This is a genomic window from Citrobacter sp. Ce104 (genome assembly GCF_030334595.1).
Taxonomy (GTDB): domain Bacteria; phylum Pseudomonadota; class Gammaproteobacteria; order Enterobacterales; family Enterobacteriaceae; genus Citrobacter; species Citrobacter europaeus.
This window is the reverse complement of the sequence record NZ_JAOWDP010000057.1, coordinates 1-19,026: the sequence shown is the minus strand read 5'-3', so window position 1 is coordinate 19,026 and position 19,026 is coordinate 1. Positions and strand designations below refer to the sequence as shown.

The following is a 19,026-nucleotide window of genomic DNA, read 5'->3' as shown; positions in this document are numbered from 1 at the left end:
AAGATCCAGCCTTAGCCCGGATAAATTCCGCGATCTTTTCGTGCCAGCAGAATGCGTTCACAGGCAACAATGTAGGCAGCGGTACGCAGGGAGCAGGATTTCTCTGCTGCTTTTTCCCACACATGCACCATCGCATCGGTCATGATTTTGTCCATGCGATTGTTGATCTCTTCTTCGCTCCAGAAGAAGCTTGCCATGTCCTGAACCCATTCGAAGTAGCTGACGGTTACGCCGCCGGCGTTACAAACAACGTCAGGAACAACGACGATACCGCGGCTGGCCAGAACGTCGTCGGCGTCCGGATAGGTCGGTCCGTTGGCACCTTCGAGTACCAGTTTACAGGTCAGCGTTTCCGCGCGGTGACGGGTGATCTGGCCTTCGAGTGCGGCCGGGATCAGAATATCCATCTCCAGGCTCCAGAAGGCTTCGCTGGCGATGGTCTCAGCGCCCGGGAAACCGGCAATCTGCTTGTGCTCTAACTGCCAGGCAGACAACGCGGCCATATCAATACCCGTTGAGTTAAACAGCGTTGCGGTGTGATCCTGAATCGCGACTACACGCGCACCCGCTGCGGCGAACAAGCGGGCGGCTTCGCTGCCGACGTTACCGAAACCTTGTACCGCCACGCGAGCGCCTTCAACTTCAATGTTCGCACGACGAGCGACTTCCAGACCGCTGACGAAAACGCCGCGACCGGTGGCTTTATCACGGCCTAACGAGCCGCCGAGGTGAATAGGTTTACCGGTGACCACGCTGGTCACGGTGGTGCCGTGGTTCATGGAGTAGGTATCCATCATCCAGGCCATGACCTTTCCGTTAGTACCTACATCCGGCGCAGGAATGTCTTTCTGCGGCCCAATGATAATACCAATTTCACTGGTATAACGGCGGGTTAAACGCTCCAGTTCCCCTTCGGACAGCGAGAACGGATCGACGCGCACGCCACCTTTAGCGCCGCCGTACGGCAGGTTTAACGCCGCGCATTTGATGGTCATCCATGCGGACAGGGCCATCACTTCATTAAGATCAACATCAGGATGATAACGCACACCGCCTTTGCCCGGACCGCGGGAGAGGTTATGTTGCACGCGATACCCTTCAAAATGACGGATAGAGCCGTCATCCATCTGCACCGGGATATCGACAATCAGCGCGCGTTTTGGGTGGCGCAGGGTATCCACCCAATGGGAAAGTTCGCCCAGGTAAGGGGCCACACGCTCGATTTGTTGCAGGTAGGTATTCCAGGCAGATGTGCTGCTATCTGAAGCGTAAGATAACTTATCCATGATAAACCTTAGTTATAAAAGTAATATGTTCTTAATTTGGCCGTGGTATACAGTGAATCTCACCATATAAACTTAAATTTAACATTTTTTTCATGGAACAGCCTGCCTGGCCAACACGACTTATCGGTATGAATAGTGTGGGCTTTGGTTTGAGTGTGAATAGTTATTCTTCGGTTGTGGCGATATCGCGGTTATTTTGCGTTTTGTATGACTTAATATGCGTGAATCGTAAAAATTGTAATTTGTCAGATTTATGACGCACCTCTAAAAGTAAATAATATGATAATAAAATGTGTTTGCTTTATTGCTATTAAGCTGCGCGTCAGTAGGTCACTGCGATGGTGACAGTATCGGCATAGTTGTCTGGTGTGTAGTTCGCGCTGGGAACGGTGGCATAAACCGGGTAGGTTGTGGTTGTCCCCGTACCGTTGCCCGCGACGGTATTGAGTGATGTATTGCCCCAGATCGTGCCGGACGGCCCCGGAGTCGAACTAAGTTGATAGGGGACTTTATCCGTATTTGACCCCGTGCCCGCCATCACGCCGCTGCCTGCCGTATTGCCGTTGGAGGGCTGAAGGCCGATGGTGTAAGGCGTGTTATTGGAACATGCTACGCCCACGGTATTTGACGCCGTAAGGTTACGCCCGGTCGCTCTGGTTGGTGCAAAGCTAATATCGGTTGCAGAGGTGATATTACACTGCTTGCTGACAGTCGCCGATACGGTGAAAGGAAGCCTGGCGGCAACGGTATCGCCACAGGTGGTCGGCGGGAAAAGTAATCCGGGATTGAGGGTGACGAGGGCTGTCGCCGTCGTATAGCTATCCTGATAGTTTCCGGGGACGGCTGAAGTTTGTGGCGTGACGATCTGCGCTGATACCGTCAGTGAACCCGTTACCGGCGTCAGATTCAGCAGGCTAAGCTGTACCATGGGAAAAGTTGTTCCCGACTGATACTGGCTCCCCCATACCCTGGTGCGCCCGGCATCCTGGTAAAGCTGGTATGCCAGTGTTCTGGCAGGCGTACCGCTTAACGACATATTTCGGGGGGTAACCTGGCCACTGACAGCTGAGGCGCCAATATTAAAACAGAGATTGATCCCAGCCAGCGTGTCGCCAAGTTCTTTGGCGCAGGTGTAATTGAACGTCATTGATGACGTTGCGCCTGTCGCAGACAACGGATTGACTGAACCCAAATTTATGGGCTGCACGTTGCTCACCGAGCAGGTTACCGCATGACCGATCGCCGGGAAAAAGAGAACGGCAGCGATGAGTAACAGATGTCTTAACCTCATGAGCGCACTCCTGTTAGTATGATCGGCAAACCCGTGGGCCTATTTGCACAATCCCTTTTGCTGACGCGGGATAGTCAAATTGCACGCGACAACTGCCGGTGTCCGTATCAACGCGCAGCGTATTGTGCTGCTCCAGCGTGTCGAACCAGGTCATCCCATCAAAACCAACGACAGACGACTGGCCCGTAGTGCTGACGGCGTATGCCATGCTGCCTTCGGGAATTGGTTTACCCTGATTGTCGACGAGGATGACCTGCGCAGCGCGTACGGGAGTGATGCCAAAGCTAACCAGAGTACCGGAACGATCGGCAGGCGTTGCGTTCGTCTCAACGCGTGCAATCCGCATATTGGCGGGGAGATCCATTGGGTCAATACTAATCAGGTTTTTTTGATAACTGTTGAGGGGCGTGACCAGCAGTAGCCCCTGGTCGTCGCTGCGACCAATCAGGTTATTTTGCAATTTGACCGGAACATCAGGTACACCGTCAGTTGATACGACGGCAAAACCATTATTGATTTCTCTTGCTGCAAACAAGCCGCCTCCCATGGCCACCAGCGATCCGGTTGCGCCTGCATAACCATAATGGTTATCGGGTAAACGGCTAAATCCTGCGTACGCTTTACCATAACGCCCCAGATATCCCACTTCGCCCTGGCCACTTTGCCGGGAAGCCTGCTGACTGGCGGCCAGATTCCAGCCCCACCCACCGTCGGCAGGAGGCGTCAGGCTGGCGTTGAGCTGGTAGCCGGTTTCATCGTTGGTACGTTGTAGGGTGCTGCTGGCGCTCAGATTGTTGTCGGTAGCGATCGTCACCATCAAATAGAGACTGCGATCGCGGTTATCGTCAATGTTCTGATTGAATCCGGCATTCAGTGAGATGTTGTCTGTAACAGATTTAAACCAACTGGCGTTGGCGTAGCGCACCGCATTTTCATGTGGATAACGAAACTGCAGGTAGCTCAGGCTGACATTACCGGCAGCTTCCAGCGAATAGCCAATGACTGTGTTGCTGTTAAGCGTCGGTGGCGGCTCACCGTAATGGGTGGCGACATCGCGATAATCGCCGGAAGTTGCTGTGGTACTGGTACTGAAATTAAACCGTTCACCGGACCAACGGTAACCAAAACTGTACAAAAACCCGTTCTTTCCTGAGTCGGTACTTGCGGCAAGTGAGGTCGAAAACGTGCCGCTGCGGGTTCCAGGGATCCAGTCGTTACTGAAGCCCGCGTTAATCAGTCCATCGCTGGTTTCCGTATGAGTCCCGGCGGTGAACGTATTGCTAAACCCGCGGCGCCACGTAGCGCTCAATACCGGTGCGCTGGCATAATCAAAAGAGGAGTAACCATAATTTTCGCGTACCGTGCCCAATTCAGCCGACCAGGCAGTTAATCCTTCCCGCAGGAGTTGCTGATCGTTGTAGAACGAGAAATTTTGTACGCTCGTTCTGCCCAGTGCGTCCGTCATCATTACCTGACCCGTTCCCGCGCCGCTGATGTTAGGCATGGTGTTAATCTGAAAACTACCTGCGGGGACTTCTCCGTTGTAGTACCTGACGCCGTCCACGTACAGCTCAACGTTTGACGGCAACGTCGCGGATCCCAGATATGCAGGGAGCGGGGTGGTTGGCTTATAGGGCTGCAAACCAAAATCGGTTCCTATCTGAATACCGCCGATACGCGTCGGTCGGGACCAGATGAGTGAACTTGTCAGGGTATCGCCAACGGTGAGCGCCAACATCGAATCAGGAAATGACGTACGCCAACTGGTGTCGAGGCGCTCAAAGCTGTTATCGGCATATTCCTCGGTGGAGTACTGCGTCAACTGGGTGGTGCTGAGCACGCCGGCAGCATTGAAGGCGCGAAGTTCACTGAAAGTGTTGATTGCACTTTCATCCCCCTGTTGGGTATAGATATCATAATTGAGGAGCGCCCCGCGTGATGTTGTCGCCGTTGGCGAGGTTTCAGTGGGCGAGTTAAGCTGCGTGGTCGCAAGATCGAGTGAACTGAGTGGCACAGTAAGCGAGAGCGTTTGCAATTGAACGTTGTAGTCAATGGTTAGCTGGGGGATATCATTCAGGCAGACGGCGTTAGTGGCATCTGGAGCAAAGCGGAACCCCATTTTACGCAGGGTATCTGCTCCCGCATAAAGCTTTCCATTATCGTAGCCAAAATGTACCAGCCCAACGGGATTTCCATTTAAGGTGACGTCGAGATACAAATCGACCCCCGTAATCTGCGAAGTGCTATTAATAACACTATTTTCGTTCTGGTTATTATTCAGCGTTTGTGCGCAAACCATTCCCGAAATTAATACTCCATTGAGAAAGCAATATTTCACCAGAAGCCAGGATCTGTTACAGATCTTGTACTGTTTTTTGGCCATTGATTGTGACTTCAACTTTCCCGCCATAATGATTATTACTGGCCGACGGGGAGACTATCCAGCGCATTGTTGAGCCGGGTAAAACGTAGCCTAATAGTCCGGGTGTTATGACTTTTTTAGCACCGTCAGGGCTTATAAATGTTGCAGCGGATAATTGCGCATGCCCATTTCCCTGATTGCTGACTTCAATAAATTTTTTGCCATTCAGTTGTTGTAATTTCCATTGCAGTTTTGCCTGCGTTTGTGCCGCTGATGTCGGTTGAATGAAAACGGGAACGGAATAATGCAGCACAAACTGAAGCTTATTTTTTTCTACTTTTGCAGGCGGCAACTCATCTATCGACAAACGATAAGCGTCTTCGGCATGCACCGAGGGAGGGCTTGTGCGAATAACACGAATCAACTGACGTTCTCCAGGGGCTAATGCCAGCATCGGCGGGCTAATGACCAGCCCCTGAGAGGGAGAAAGTTTGTCGTCATAAGCGCTCTGGCTCCAGCGAAAAACCCGAACCTGGGCGTTGAGCACATTTTCACCTGCGTTACTCAGCCAGATACCATCGGCATTTTGCGTTGCTTGCAACGTTAATGTAACCGGGGCTATTTGCAGCCCGCTGGCGGCGGCGGGGTTAACGCTCGCCACCATCCCTAACAGGCATGCGCAGGCACACTGCTTAACAGGCAGTTTTACTTTCATGTAGCTTCCTGAAGTTAGTAGTTAACGTTAACCGTTACCGTGTCGGCATAGTCGTCAGGAGTGAAGTTGGCGCTCGGTGCGGTGGCATAAACAGTATAGGTTTGCGCCAGACCGGTCCCCGTCGCCGCTACGCCATTTCCAGGCGCGGTGTCGGTGGCGGTATTACCCCACACCGGACCTGTTGCTGACGTGCGATTTAGCTGATAGGGCACTTTGTCGGTATTGGTGGCAGCGTTAGCCACAGAGGACATGGCGCCTGAGCCCGTCGTCGTCCCTCCATTGGCAGCCGACGGTGCCAGGCCGATAAAATAGGGCGTGGTTTTTGAGCAATTAATTGAAATAGTGTTGCTTGCACTGGTATTTGTCGCAGTGGTATTCACCGGACCAAGCGTGATATTTGAAGCCGAACCAGCAGTTACGGTACAGGCCTTCTGAATCGTCATCAGCACCTGAAATGTTCCGTTAACGGTTGCTGCATTTGCCACTGATATAATGGAAAAGGCGCAGCAACAAAGAATTAAGCGTTTGTCTAAGACTAGAGCCATATCCTTTACCTTTTTCAAATAACCACATTTATTACTTTAGAAAAACAATAATGTGGCACAAGAAGACATAATTTAACCCTAGAATAAGTATTAGGCGTACGCCAGTTGATCTAATGAATTTTACTTAGGAAAAAGGTGATGGCGTCTACAAAAAAATAATACCAACGGGTGAGTATGTTGTTTGGTTTTTATGCTATGCCGGGTGTTTAGTCAAAAGGCCAGGGGGCAGCATATTCAGTGGATGGTACTCAAATGACCACCCAAAATATGAGAATCGTAGGTTTTATCTTCCTTAATTCAGTACCGTATTACCTGTTGGTTATGGGCTGTGGAAAACGACTTTATAACCTTGCTCATTCCAGTGTTGTAGCAGCTCATTTTGTCTGCGGGTTGGCGTAATACCGGTCCAGACAAAAAGCGTCTGCCCTGGGAAAAGTTCTGGTCTTGGCGATTCAATGGGTTCAGCAAGAACGGCAATATGCCAGCCAGATTGCGATAAGCGCCAGGCTTCGAGCCACAGACGGGTTCTGTCTTCAACATCCCAGGCCATCAGGATGGCATCTTTCCCTGACTTGCGCCGCGTTTCAGACAGCAGTGTGGCAACATATTCAATCAACGCGCCATCAAGCATACTGTTCATAATGCGGGATGTATTATGATCAAGCATTAGCCGTTGACGTACGGGAAGATAAACGTGATCAATCAGTGCATCTACGGGATGGACGCGACCAAGTGCGATAATTTTGGCTCGCAGCTTCGGTGGATGCGCCATGCGAAGAATACTCATCATCTCTTCTTGCAATTGATTCCAGTCGTCGTCAGTTTGACGGGTACTGGTTTCCAGTAATGCTTTTACTTTGCCAACGGGTGTGCCACTGTTAATCCAACGTTTTATTTCTTCAATACGTTGAATATCTTCTTCATCAAAGAGACGGTGGCCACCTTCGCTGCGTTGAGGTTTGAGTAAGCCGTAACGTCGTTGCCATGCCCGGAGGGTGACAGGATTTATCCCGCAACGTTCTGCGACATCTCCAATGCTGTAATAAGCCATAGTTCCCCCAGACACTCCTGATTCTCCGTCACCGATATGCGGTTCCTGTTACTTTGTACAAGATGCATCAAATTGTACAAAACATACAGAGAATTCTAGCAAAATTAAGATTTACTTTACTATCACGCAGGGTGAAATGCTGAATTTTTAAGTTCAGCATGAGAGAGGGGATGGGAATTATTGTTTGCTAACAATGCCTTAGGTGTTCTGATGCTGAGAAATCATTTTTTCTCTGGCCATGCAACAGACGGCGTACCATTCAGGCAGGCTTGTGCAAAAAGGTTACCCTGGAAGATTTCAATACCTGCGGACTCAAGCCACATCCACTCTTCAGGTTTTTCAACGCCGACTGCGGAAATCATGATTTCCAGCGAAGTGCAGCATTTGATAATTGCCTGAATGATGGCCTGTCTTGGTCCACTTTTATGCACATCCGTGATGAGCTCGCGGCTTATCTTTATTCGGTCGGGTTGAAAACGAGACAGAAGCTGAAGCCCGGCAAAACCTGCCCCAAAATGATCTATCGCTACACAGATCCCCGCAGCCTTGAGTGACTTCACTGCCTGCGCGAACGTATCAAAACGAGAAATAACTTCGCTTTCGGTAAACTCTACAATGATTTGTTCAGGCACCAGTCCGTGCGCCGCGATTTCGTTTATCAGAAAGCTGACTGCATCGGGTTTATTTACCAGGGTCATGGGGAGCAGATTGACTGAAAGCATTTTGTCGTTAAGTCCCAGCGCGCTTGCCATTGCAAAAGCAGTCTTTTTGCTCTGCAGATCCGCGGTATACAGTTCCTCAGGATTTAAGTTGTCAAAATAAGTTGCGGGCGTTTCACCGTCTCTACCACGAATAAGTGCTTCAAGGGCAATGACGCGTTGCGACATAGGATCGATAATTGGTTGAAAAGCAAAGCTGAAATCGATATCGGACGGGAGTGTGCTTTCATCCAGGAGAGTACAAGAGTCGTCGGCAACAAAACTCCAGTAATCAGGCGCAGGTATTTCAAAATAGCTCGATTTTTCCGTCGCAAGGACAAATGTGCGGAAAAACTGTAATGCCCTGTCATCATACGTGAGCTGAAATTTAGATGTTCCCTTGTTAAGTACCGCTTGCAGGACGTCATTGCGTTCATGTTTTTGTAAATCAAATAACTCCATCCCCACCTTTCCGAATCTTCTCGCAGGCGCGTAATCACACATCAGCTCAACGATATTGTGGTGCCGTGGATCGTTACATATACAACGATAAATCTCCTTTACCTGCTCCTCAGGGCCTTCAAGCAGTTGGAAAAAGTGGCGACCGTTAAAAAGTAAAATCCCCGTAACATCAGATCGCCTGTTTTTGAGATTTGCAGCTGTCACCATATCCTCAAGCGCTCTGAGGGGGGCGTCATCACGTAGATGGCTACGGTAAATAATGGTCGTGAGCATGGACAGTCCGGGATCATGGGGGGAAGAGGTATGGACAGTATCAGACAAACCAGCTTATGTCCTGATTTTAATACATTATTCTAACTTTATTTTTACAAACAAAGACACCTAAACGGATCAAATTCATTCGTTAAACGATGTGTGTTGTACAATTGAATTTGATTTCATGTAGATTGATATTTATGCAACTCATTGATTATGTTGACTTAGCACTTATTGCTAAAAATTAACGAGCTGCGTTGTACACATTTTTGGTACAACTTTGCTACTGTTATAAAACTTAATATTCACCAGCATTTTGTTACAGGAGCATGACATGCAGCAGCATACCGTTCGCACTGATTCTGCAAGCGCGATTTCTCGTTACTTTGCAAAGGCGCATCTGCCAACCCAACAGGAAACATTGGGAGAAATCGTCACTGAGATACTCAAAGATGGGCGAAATCTGAACCGCAAATCACTTTGCACCAAGCTTCTGAGCCGTCTTGAAAAAGCATCAGGGGAGAACGAACAGAAACATTACAATGCGTTAATTGGCTTGCTTTTTGAATAAAAGGAAGTCTGACATACAGAATCGGAGTAAATACTGACGTCGTTATGAATAAAACTGACAGTGAACGCTTGAAACATGAAATTACAGGTTTGGCTGTGCTAGAAATTTTGCGAATGCATACAGACGTTTCGTTAGCTGCAGTGATTAAGCAACTGCGACTTATGCAGGCCAGTGAAATGGATAGCGCACGCAAGCAATTAATTGACAGCGTTATCAATGATTTCACAAACATTAATCCGGGAAAGATAAGCAGAAAACCGGATAAAACCAGAGATGAGAGTGCTTTCAGTGCCAGCAAAAACCCTAAATTACATTAAAGATAATCTTCCAGACTATACAAGCGAGGTTACCATGCTTCATGAAATTAATGTCCACAGTGTAATGACGGATAAAGCTTTATCAAGTTACTTCCATAATGCAGGTGAGCTATTAGCAGATGAGTCTGTGGTATTGGGGCAGGCGGTAACAAATGTAATTCTGGCTGGTGATAATGTTAATAATAAAAATATCATTTTAAGCCTGATTGGTTCTCTGGAGTCAACAGTTGACGTTGTCCAGGCAGATGTTATCAGAAAAACCCTGGAAATAGTGTTGCGTTACACAGCTGACGATGTCTAATAAGTTTTCATATTAATATAATATGTACAGTACCTTTGTTATATGCTTAAAGCATTCATGCTGAGCATTTTTTTTGATTAAGACTATACATAGCACCCTCTCATTTTTATGACTACATTTTATGGGGGTTGATATGGCCAATTCTATTCCGGAAAGCTTTATTTTTTGCTGTGCGTTGTATAAAGATATAGAGCGTAAGGTAATGTTAAAACAAGGTTATATCAATAATGATGTTCTTGTTCAGGCTTTTAGTATTCAGTTGAAGAATGAGAAGAATGCGATTTTAACCGATCTCTATACACAGATTTTGGCTCATCTTCAACCCGACAAAGTAGTACAACACGGTTAGGTTTATTGTGATTTTTCATTGAGGCCATAATGATGAACATCGTTCAGGAACAAGTTGGAAACGCAGAGTTATGGCTTGATGATATTTTTATCAGGCAAGGGTTAAAGAATATTCTTGCCGATATATTTTTCGAAGATGACCAGACGCGTCTTGTTTTCTTCACCGCCAATCACTTTGATGCGGTAAAAAAGCAAAAATATGATCTGAATACGCATCGTTTGGTACTGTTGATTGATGGTCATCAGTATCAGTATCTCAATGATATTTCACTTTACAGACTTCCAGTGGATATTGGCGTTGGCTCAATTAAACAATTTATTATTGATATCACTCGTGCTGGTGGTGAGCACGAGAATCAATCGAAAGCATGTATCTCTTTGACCGCACGAGATAAATATATTTTAACGCAGTTAGGAGAAGGTCGAACTATTTTTGAGATATCCGCCTTGTTAAATCTACACTTAAAAACGATTTACCAGGCCAGGCAGAATCTGATCAAGAAACTTGGTTGTTCTGGGCTGATTGATTTTCAGGGAATACTGCGAGCGCAGGTATTCCGCAACTGGCTGGAACATGCCTGAGCATCGATAATCTTAACGAGCTGAGCGGTATTTTTTTACCTGTACAGGTTCAGCTCGTTAATAATGCACTCAGGTTCTTCACGCAGAGGCATATTGTCTATGTCCAGAACCCCATCATTTTTTTGCGGATCATCAGCCCGCAGGCCTGCAAACAGTGGGGTAAGATCCTGTTGTGCTTCACCTCGTTCAGCCATCAGCTCGAACGTTTTATTTTTTGCCTCGTCGTGGGTCAGGGCACTGACCAGAACCTCGGCGATTTGCTCGCGGGATATCACACCATCTTCCGGTGTTCCTGCATGGCGACGATCTCCCTGAAGCATAACGATTCGGTGTTCATCATTGTTGTAATCAAACCAGCCGGGCCTGACGATGGTATAGGGGTGACCAGTGGCCCTGACCAGACGCTCGGCACGTCTTTTCCAGTCATGAACCTCAGTGCGTTGATTCCAGGTGCTGAGCCGTTCAGTCACGCCAATCGTGGTCATCAGGCCGATACGAACAGGCGTATCCTTAAATATGCGTAAAATATTACGTACTCCGCCGTAGTCTATCGCTCTGGCACCTATACGCCCCTGGCCATCGGAACCGAGCGTAAAGATGATGGCATCAATATCTTTCGGTAATTCGGTGAGTGTTTCAGGCATTGAAACATCGCCGTAAAAAATATCTGTTCCCCGAGGAAGCGATTTCACTTTGCGCTTATTTCGGATCAGCGCTACAGGCTGATGGCCCATTTTGATAGCGGTATTGACGACATGAAGGCCAATACTTCCTGTCGCCCCTGCAACGAGTATTCTCATGATAAACCTACTGATAATTCAGACTTATTTTCGATACAGTCAGAATATCAATTATCATTATGGTCAGTAATAGGGCTAAAATGATTGTGTCTATGAACACCCTTCATGAGTGTGCGATGAAGGGAATGCCGCCATAAGGAAATCGCCCATGCTGAAAGAAAACTTCAATGAACTGCAAATCTTTCTTGTGGTGGCAAGGGAGCGAAGTTTTACCAAAGCAGCGGGTAAACTGGGCGTTTCTCAGTCTGCACTCAGCCACGCGATGAAGGCCCTGGAGGAAAGGCTGAATATCCGCCTTCTGACCCGTACGACACGAAGCGTTGCCCCTACGGAAGCCGGTGAGAGAATCATTGCCTGCCTTGAACCGCGTATTGCCGATCTTGAGCAGGAGCTGGAATCACTGGTTCAACTGAACGGCACCGCCTCCGGCAATATCCGTTTATCTGCCGGGGAGCATGCCGCGCGAAGTCTGGTATGGCCGAAGCTAAAACCCTTCCTCAGGGAATACCCGGAAATCAATCTCGAACTGGTGGTGGATAACGGCTTTGTTGATATTGTTGAGGGGCGTTTTGATGCCGGGATCCGCTTGGGCGAAAGTGTGGATAAGGACATGATTGCGGTAAGGATTGGCCCTGACATGAGAATGGCTGTTGTAGGAGCGCCGTCTTATTTCGCTGCAAATCCTGCCCCTGAAACGCCGCACGAGCTACAAAATCACCGGTGCATCAATATGCGCCTGCCGACGGCCGGTGGGCTTTACCACTGGGAGTTTGAGAAGGATGGGAAACCGTTACGGGTCAGAGTGGAAGGGCAGGTCACGTTTAATCTGCAGGCGGAAAGGATTGATGCGGCGTTATCCGGTTTTGGTATCGCCTGCATACCTGAAAACAGGGTGCAGGATGATATAAAGTCAGGAGAGCTTATTCAGGTTCTGCAGGACTGGTGTCCGTCTTTCCCCGGATATTATCTTTATTACCCGAGCCGTAAGCAGCATCCGCCCGCTTTTGCGCTGATGATCGATGCACTTCGCTACTCGGAATAACGGGTCCGTAGACCCGTCCGGGTATTAACGGCCTACGCGAGCCTGATGCTCAGGAGAGTAACGTTCGCCGACGATTTTAATCGTTTCAAGCGCCTGGGTTATCTGCCGTGAGTCATTCTGCGAAAGGATGATGTCGGCAACCCCCAGGTTTTCCTCCAGCCGGTGCAGTTTGGTGGTACCAGGAATAGGAGCAATCCACGGCTTTTGTGCCAGCAGCCATGCCAGCGCGATTTGTGCAGACGTCACGCCTTTCTCTGCCGCCAGTTCCCCCAGCAATGAGACCAGCTTTTCATTGGCTTCAATCGCCTGCTCGGCGAAACGCGGCACTTGGCTTCTGTAATCATCCTTGCCAAAAGTGGTTCCTGGCTTAATTGATCCCGTCAGGAAGCCTTTGCCTAATGGGCTGAAGGGCACAAAACCAATACCCAGTTCCTCCAGTAACGGCAGAATCTCCTTCTCAGGCTCACGCCACCACATCGAGTATTCGCTTTGCAGCGCAGTGACCGGTTGTACGGCATGCGCGCGGCGAATGGTTTGCGCACCTGCTTCGGACAGACCGAAATGTTTAACTTTGCCTTCAGCGATCAGGTCTTTTACCGTACCCGCAACATCTTCAATGGGGACATCCGGATCGACACGGTGTTGATACAGCAGGTCAATGACATCAGTCTTAAGACGGCGTAATGATCCTTCAACGGCTTCACGGATATGCTCCGGACGGCTGTTTAAAATCTGCTGCTTGTTGTCGTCGCCAAAAGTAAAACCAAATTTAGTGGCGATAACCACACGGTCACGAAACGGTTTTAAGGCAACGCCTACCACCTCTTCATTAAGAAAGGGGCCATACACTTCAGCGGTATCGAAGAAGGTGACGCCACGTTCAACCGCTGCACGAATGAGTTCGATAGCCTGCCGGGTATCGGTCGCCGGGCCGTAGCCGTGGCTTAAGCCCATGCAACCGAGCCCAAGCGCGGAGACTTCGAGTCGGGATTGACCCAGATAACGTTTTTGCATTGTATGAATACCTCTTTTATCGCGACTTAAACATCAAGCTTACGGCCAGCCAGCCATTCAACTCTGGCAGGATCGCGATGGGAAAAGAATGCACTCGTTGCGGTGTCGATAGCGGTAATCTGCAGCATATCTCCAGCGCTGAGTTCAAAATCGAGAATGTTGATGTTCTCTGCCATGCGTTCTTTGCGCACCGATTTCGCCAGCGAAACGATGCCTCGCTGGAAGATCCAACGCAGCACAACCTGGCCCACGCTTTTGCCGTACTTCTGGCCAATTGCCGTCAACACCGGGTGCTGGAACAGGCCGTTTTTACCTTCTGCAAACGGTGCCCAGGCTTCCGGCTGAATGCCGCGGCTTTGATTCCATGGAACCGCATGCAACTGTTGGTTGAAGGGGTTAACTTCAATCTGGTTCACCGCAGGGGCCACTTTGTTAAAGGCGATAAGATCGGCCAGTCGGTCAGGATGGAAATTGCTAACGCCAATGGCGCGGATTTTGCCAGCCTGCTGCAGTTCTTCCATCGCACGCCATGCCCCATGGACATCGCCGTAAGGCTGGTGAATCAGATACAGGTCAACGTAATCAAGCTGCAGTCGGTTCAGAGAGCGTTCGAACTGGGCTTTCGCGCCTTCATAATTAGTATCCTGAAGCCACAGTTTGGTGGTGACAAACAGTTCATCACGGGCGATGCCGGTCTGTTTCAGCGCGTTCCCGACCTGGGTTTCATTCTGGTAAGACGCGGCGGTATCGATCAGACGGTATCCAGTATCGATGGCATCAATAACGGCTCTTTCGCATTCAGCGGCATCCGTCATCTGAAAGACACCGAAGCCCAGCAGGGGCATTTCAATCCCGTTGTTCAGTTTTACAGTTTGCATGACGTTATCCTTCAGCTGTTGTGTTGGAAAAGCATAACGCAAACTGATTTATTCGATTAGATGGGGTAATTAGCTAGGGTTTATTAGGTGGGCTCATTAATTTAGACGGGGGAGGGAAGGTCGGCTTTGTGCCAGAAGGGGACATTACAGATATGGCCGCGCGGTGTCACTTGCGGGGGTTACATGATTTACCTGTAATCAAGTGCAATAGCAAACGGGCAAATATTCTTGAGGCTGCGGGGAAGTGCAGCCTCAGTGATATGACTGTGGAAAGCGGTTTATTATTTCTTTGCTGCTCGAATCAGGCCGTCAAGCCATTCCTGATGACCATTAAGCATTGGGTTCGGGCGGGTATTTGCCAGATCTTTTGCCGGGACTCCGTTCTGTGTTTCCTGCGTTAGGATACGGACCCTGTGACCGGAAAGATCCTCCAGTAGCCACGCATGATGGACATCGAGTCGTTGAGCGGTATCTTTTTCACCGGCCCATCCGTGCCATGCCAGACGAGCAGGTTTACCTTCAGCAGGTGGAACAAACTCCACAACCTGAGCTTCAACTGGGAAACCAAACGTGCTGAAGTAGAAGCGAACCCCATTTTCCAATTCTGGACCTTTGTTGTCATAAAAGCGCACATCGGCGGAATTTTTATAGTATTCCGGCCATAGCAATGGCTGACTCAGGAGCGGCCAGACATCATTGACGTTCAGACCTGAGATGATCATTTCATTAGAAACAAAGTTATCGGTAAAACCCGGAACAAAGCCTTCTGGCCAGTTAATCGCGTTCATAAATTTCTCCAATTGCTATAGTTGAGTGCACTGCGTGTGTCATTACGGCAGTAACGTGATGACAGTGATTATTGGTGCAATGGAGTTATAAGGCGAATTGTCATTACTTATATTCTTAATAAGATAAATTATATCAGGACGCGGGATGTTGGCTTACTTCTGCGCATAAAGCACGAATCCACTGATGACTTGGGTCACGATGGGTTCGCTCATGCCAGGCCATGCTCTTGGTAAAGCCGGGTACTTTCAGGGGCAAAGGGAGAATGATGAGATCGTTGTTAGTCAGGACCATGCGGTGAGGTACAACTGCAATCATATCAGTCACTTGTAATATATCAGGTATCACCTGAAAACTATTAACTGACATGCCTACTCGTCGTGTCAGACTGAGCTTAGCCAGTGCTTCATCTGTAACACCGGTGAAGTTACCTTCTGAAGACACCAGAATATGTTCCTGTTTGCAAAATTGTTCGAGCGTCATTTCTGAACTCGCTGCCAGAGGATGATGACGTCGTGCTACGCAGACATAATCTTCTTCATAGAGCGCTCTTCCATGCAGGTCTTCGGGGGTTGTTTGCGGTGTTATCAAAGCCAGATCAACTTCACCCCGAGATAACTGCTGATACATTCGCTCATTGTCCACGGGCCGCACGGCGATTTTAATATACGGTGCACGTTGTTTTAGCTCAGCCATCAACGGAACGACAACAGCCTTAAGTGCATAGTCCGTTGCGACGATGGTATAAGTCAGTTCCACCGTCACGGGATCAAATTTCTTTGGTTTCAGCAGGATAGCGATATCGGTGAGGATTTGTTTTACCGGCGTAGAAAGTTCGTTGGCCCGCATTGTGGGGACCATACCGTGGCTGGTGCGAACAAAGAGTGGATCGTCAAAGTAATCACGCAAGCGAATAAGCATACCACTGACGGCAGGCTGCGTCAGTGAGAGGCGCTGTGCAGCCCGAGTCACGCTTCCCTCATCCAGTAATGCATCAAGGGCCTTAAGAAGGTTAAGGTCGAGGGTTCTGATATCATTTTTCATAATGAACTAGCCTGACAGATATTAAAATTTTAATTCAGGCTAAATGCTCGGGAAAAGGTTGTCTAGAAGGTTTGCGAGTGTTTTCCTTTTGGGGGAACTTCCATTTCTGGATGGTAGGCCTTGTACGGATAAGTCCGCTCTTCAGCTCAAAGCAGACCTTGGAATTGAAAGCAGAGGGACTACCTGACACAATTTTGCACAGTGAAGAGTCGGGCGTTGTTAACGTTCAGATTTTCAATGTATCAATGACCATCCGCAGGGCGGGAGAGACGTTGCGATGGGGATAATAGAGAAACAATCCTTCCATTCGCAGGCTGTAACGCTGCAACACCCTGATAAGCTTACCGCTTTCTAAATCATGCGCGACCAGTTCAACAGGAACATAGGCCAATCCGAGGCCCAGTCGGGCGGCCTCTGCTTCCATATAGCTGTCGGATAAGGCCCATTGCCCTTCGGGTTGATGAGTGATTTTTTTATCATCCTGAGTGAGTTCCCACTGGTATACGCTGCCGTCGGCAAATTGATAGGCGATACAGGGATGCGTCTTTAAATCTGTCGGGGTTTGCGGAAAAGCGTAGCGACGAAAATGTTCCGGAGTCCCCACAATCGCCATCTCCATATCGGGCGTGATGCGCACCGCGACCATGCCCTGGCCGACTTCAGGCCCCAGACGGACACCAGCATCGAATCGCTCTTCGATGATATCGACGAACCGGCTCTCATTCATCAGTTCCAGTCTGATATCAGGATAGCGCTGTTTAAATACCGCCAGCTTTGGCAGCAGGCATTTATCAATGGCGTGCTGGCTGGCATTGATACGTACCGTACCGGAGGGCGTCTCTCGATAGTGCGCCAGCGTGGCAAGCCCAAGATCTAACGTATCAAATCCAGATGCCGTCTTCTGGTAGAGCTGCTCGCCTGCTTGCGTCAGCGATAGTTTACGCGTGGTACGCACCAGCAGCTGGACGCCCAGCCTTTCTTCAAGCTCGCGAACAGAACGGCTGACTCCTGACTGAGCAAGCCCCAGCCGCTGAGCCGCTGCGGTAAAGCAGCCTTCTCGCACCACCTGCATAAACAGGTACAGCTCGTTGTAGTTCTCCCTTTTCGCCATTGAAAAATCCCCCCGGAATGACAGCAAATTCAGTATTGATTTATAACAATATGGTATCAATCTTAGCAGTAATCGCCCCCTAATCAGCACTAATTCTGCTCACTATAATGACCCCATCAAAGCAAAGCACCGCAGCGTTGTCCGTCGGAAACCTGTATCTCTCTGTTGTTTTTTATGGGGATTTTTATGAAAGCCTTCACCCTAACGCTAAAAACCGCGATGCCGGCCATGCTGTTATTCGCATCATTAAGTGGAGTCACGACAATGAGTTATGCTGATTCAACCAATCCTAATGCCCCTGTGTCCATGACAGATAAATGGGATAAAACGTTCGCCGAGAGCCAGAAAGTCGAACATCGTAAAGTCTCGTTCCCGAACCGATATGGCATCACCTTAGTGGGCGATCTTTACCTGCCTAAAGACCGTGGCGATCGCAAGCTGGCGGCGATTGCGGTCAGTGGGCCATTTGGCGCGGTGAAAGAGCAATCCAGCGGCCTGTATGCGCAGACGCTGGCGGAACAAGGATTTGTTACCCTGGCATTCGATCCCTCTTACACGGGGGAAAGCGGCGGCTATCCGCGAAACGTCGCCTCACCGGATATCAACACTGAAGATTTCAGCGCGGCGGTGGATTTCTTAGGGCTGCAAAAAGAGGTGGATCGCAACCGTATCGGGCTGCTCGGTATTTGTGGCTGGGGCGGCATGGCGCTGAACGATGCCGCGATGGATACCCGCGTTAAAGCGGTGGCTACCAGCGTGATGTACGACATGAGCCGGGCGATGGGCCATGGTGTGGGGGATGGCAAAGACCGTTATTCCACCGCCGACCGTCGTGCTGTTCTGCAATATCTGAATGAACAGCGCTGGAAGGATGCGCAGAGCGGCACGTTCGCACACGGTGCTCATGATATTAACGTCGACAGCAACGGCAAGGCCAGCGCGGGCGAGCGCGTTCTGCCAGAAACGCTGCCGGCAAATCCGCATCCGATACTGAAAGAGTTCTTCGATTACTATCGCATGCCGCGCGGCTTCCACGAGCGTTCCGTTAACTCGACCGGGGCGTGGACGGCAACGATGCCACTGTCGTTTATGAATATGCCGCTGCTGAGCTACGCCAGTGAAATCACCATCCCAACGCTTATTGTGACCGGTGAGAAAGCGCATTCACGCTATTTTGCTGAAGATGCTTTCAAGGCGATTGGCAGTAAAGACAAAGAACTGGTAGTGGTGCCAGGGGCAAATCATGTGGACCTCTACGATAACGTGGCCGGAAAAATACCTTTCGCGAAGTTCGAACAATTTTTCCAGACCAAACTGAAATAAACCCTCTCCTGAATTGATGCAAAGCCACCGGCCTCTGGCGGGTGGCTTTTATCCTGATCTTCGTGAAATTTCACTATGTCGACGCTAAACCAAACACCATCACATCCTCATCAGCGCGCATACTGGGGCGGTATTTTTGCCATGACCCTGTGCGTGTTTGTGCTGATTGCTTCTGAATTTATGCCCGTCAGCCTGCTCACGCCGATTGCCCGCGATTTAGGCGTGACGGAGGGGCTGGCAGGCC

At 49.3% G+C, this 19,026-nt stretch carries 20 protein-coding genes and 1 pseudogene; 8 read left to right on the top strand and 13 right to left on the bottom strand.

The features are described 5' to 3' along the window. Positions 1-11: 11 nt before the first annotated feature. From OGW16_RS06280 to OGW16_RS06250, 7 genes are all read right to left on the bottom strand, one after another. On the bottom strand, positions 12-1,286 hold the full coding sequence (locus OGW16_RS06280; RefSeq protein WP_043016080.1) for a Glu/Leu/Phe/Val family dehydrogenase: 1,275 nt from the start codon (positions 1,284-1,286) through the stop codon (positions 12-14). 322 nt (positions 1,287-1,608) lie between these two features. Then, positions 1,609-2,577: a Csu type fimbrial protein gene (locus tag OGW16_RS06275; protein WP_043016081.1), complete on the bottom strand. Its 969-nt coding sequence runs from the start codon at positions 2,575-2,577 to the stop codon at positions 1,609-1,611. Between the two features lie 13 nt (positions 2,578-2,590). After that, positions 2,591-4,876 carry a fimbria/pilus outer membrane usher protein gene (locus OGW16_RS06270; protein WP_286518091.1) on the bottom strand — a complete coding sequence of 762 codons (2,286 nt, stop codon included), beginning with the start codon at positions 4,874-4,876 and terminating at the stop codon, positions 2,591-2,593. A gap of 55 nt (positions 4,877-4,931) precedes the next feature. Next, positions 4,932-5,654: a fimbrial biogenesis chaperone gene (locus OGW16_RS06265; RefSeq protein WP_087051487.1), complete on the bottom strand. Its 723-nt coding sequence runs from the start codon at positions 5,652-5,654 to the stop codon at positions 4,932-4,934. A 14-nt stretch (positions 5,655-5,668) separates the two neighbouring features. Then, complete coding sequence (locus tag OGW16_RS06260) at positions 5,669-6,199, bottom strand: Csu type fimbrial protein (protein ID WP_003833507.1); 531 nt, start codon at positions 6,197-6,199, stop codon at positions 5,669-5,671. 319 nt (positions 6,200-6,518) lie between these two features. Further along, the gene (locus tag OGW16_RS06255; RefSeq protein WP_087051485.1) at positions 6,519-7,250 is read right to left on the bottom strand and encodes a MerR family transcriptional regulator; all 732 of its coding nucleotides are present in this window, start codon (positions 7,248-7,250) and stop codon (positions 6,519-6,521) included. A 221-nt stretch (positions 7,251-7,471) separates the two neighbouring features. After that, complete coding sequence (locus OGW16_RS06250; protein WP_047410681.1) at positions 7,472-8,683, bottom strand: diguanylate phosphodiesterase; 1,212 nt, start codon at positions 8,681-8,683, stop codon at positions 7,472-7,474. A gap of 316 nt (positions 8,684-8,999) precedes the next feature. Between OGW16_RS06250 and ycgZ the strand changes: the two genes are divergently transcribed. The 5 genes from ycgZ to OGW16_RS06225 all read left to right on the top strand — a co-directional run bounded on the left by ycgZ (position 9,000) and on the right by OGW16_RS06225 (position 10,784). After that, positions 9,000-9,236, top strand: a complete 237-nt coding sequence (gene ycgZ, locus OGW16_RS06245) for a regulatory protein YcgZ (RefSeq protein WP_043016086.1) — start codon at positions 9,000-9,002, stop codon at positions 9,234-9,236. A gap of 44 nt (positions 9,237-9,280) precedes the next feature. Beyond that, a complete protein-coding gene (locus tag OGW16_RS06240) occupies positions 9,281-9,553 on the top strand; it encodes a hypothetical protein (RefSeq protein ID WP_043016087.1) in 273 nt (90 codons plus the stop codon). Positions 9,554-9,587: 34 nt separating this feature from the next. Continuing rightward, positions 9,588-9,854 (top strand): biofilm development regulator YmgB/AriR family protein, encoded by a 267-nt coding sequence (locus tag OGW16_RS06235; protein ID WP_043016088.1) that lies wholly within the window; start codon positions 9,588-9,590, stop codon positions 9,852-9,854. Positions 9,855-9,987: 133 nt separating this feature from the next. Then, positions 9,988-10,203: a hypothetical protein gene (locus OGW16_RS06230; RefSeq protein WP_043016089.1), complete on the top strand. Its 216-nt coding sequence runs from the start codon at positions 9,988-9,990 to the stop codon at positions 10,201-10,203. Positions 10,204-10,232: 29 nt separating this feature from the next. After that, positions 10,233-10,784, top strand: coding sequence for a LuxR C-terminal-related transcriptional regulator (locus OGW16_RS06225; RefSeq protein ID WP_213732976.1), 552 nt, complete (start codon positions 10,233-10,235; stop codon positions 10,782-10,784). A gap of 35 nt (positions 10,785-10,819) precedes the next feature. Here the strand turns inward: OGW16_RS06225 and OGW16_RS06220 are convergent, their stop codons facing one another. After that, positions 10,820-11,584, bottom strand: a complete 765-nt coding sequence (locus tag OGW16_RS06220; protein ID WP_286518089.1) for an SDR family oxidoreductase — start codon at positions 11,582-11,584, stop codon at positions 10,820-10,822. Positions 11,585-11,732: 148 nt separating this feature from the next. Here OGW16_RS06220 and OGW16_RS06215 point away from each other — a divergent pair, with 148 nt between their 5' ends. Then, a complete protein-coding gene (locus tag OGW16_RS06215) occupies positions 11,733-12,626 on the top strand; it encodes a LysR family transcriptional regulator (protein ID WP_286518088.1) in 894 nt (297 codons plus the stop codon). Between the two features lie 24 nt (positions 12,627-12,650). Here the strand turns inward: OGW16_RS06215 and OGW16_RS06210 are convergent, their stop codons facing one another. The 5 genes from OGW16_RS06210 to OGW16_RS06190 all read right to left on the bottom strand — a co-directional run bounded on the left by OGW16_RS06210 (position 12,651) and on the right by OGW16_RS06190 (position 17,459). Continuing rightward, the gene (locus OGW16_RS06210; protein WP_043016093.1) at positions 12,651-13,640 is read right to left on the bottom strand and encodes an aldo/keto reductase; all 990 of its coding nucleotides are present in this window, start codon (positions 13,638-13,640) and stop codon (positions 12,651-12,653) included. Positions 13,641-13,666: 26 nt separating this feature from the next. After that, positions 13,667-14,518 carry an aldo/keto reductase gene (locus tag OGW16_RS06205; protein WP_087052785.1) on the bottom strand — a complete coding sequence of 284 codons (852 nt, stop codon included), beginning with the start codon at positions 14,516-14,518 and terminating at the stop codon, positions 13,667-13,669. 281 nt (positions 14,519-14,799) lie between these two features. Then, positions 14,800-15,306 (bottom strand): SRPBCC family protein, encoded by a 507-nt coding sequence (locus OGW16_RS06200; RefSeq protein ID WP_043016095.1) that lies wholly within the window; start codon positions 15,304-15,306, stop codon positions 14,800-14,802. A gap of 133 nt (positions 15,307-15,439) precedes the next feature. Further along, complete coding sequence (locus OGW16_RS06195; protein WP_043016096.1) at positions 15,440-16,348, bottom strand: LysR family transcriptional regulator; 909 nt, start codon at positions 16,346-16,348, stop codon at positions 15,440-15,442. A 226-nt stretch (positions 16,349-16,574) separates the two neighbouring features. Continuing rightward, positions 16,575-17,459: a LysR family transcriptional regulator gene (locus OGW16_RS06190; protein WP_172862955.1), complete on the bottom strand. Its 885-nt coding sequence runs from the start codon at positions 17,457-17,459 to the stop codon at positions 16,575-16,577. 264 nt (positions 17,460-17,723) lie between these two features. On the opposite strand from OGW16_RS06190, the gene OGW16_RS06185 reads away from it, so the two are divergent. Both OGW16_RS06185 and OGW16_RS06180 read left to right on the top strand, forming a co-directional pair. After that, positions 17,724-18,782 carry an alpha/beta hydrolase gene (locus tag OGW16_RS06185; RefSeq protein WP_155762300.1) on the top strand — a complete coding sequence of 353 codons (1,059 nt, stop codon included), beginning with the start codon at positions 17,724-17,726 and terminating at the stop codon, positions 18,780-18,782. A gap of 75 nt (positions 18,783-18,857) precedes the next feature. Continuing rightward, positions 18,858-19,026: pseudogene (locus OGW16_RS06180) on the top strand (MFS transporter); the annotation flags it as partial.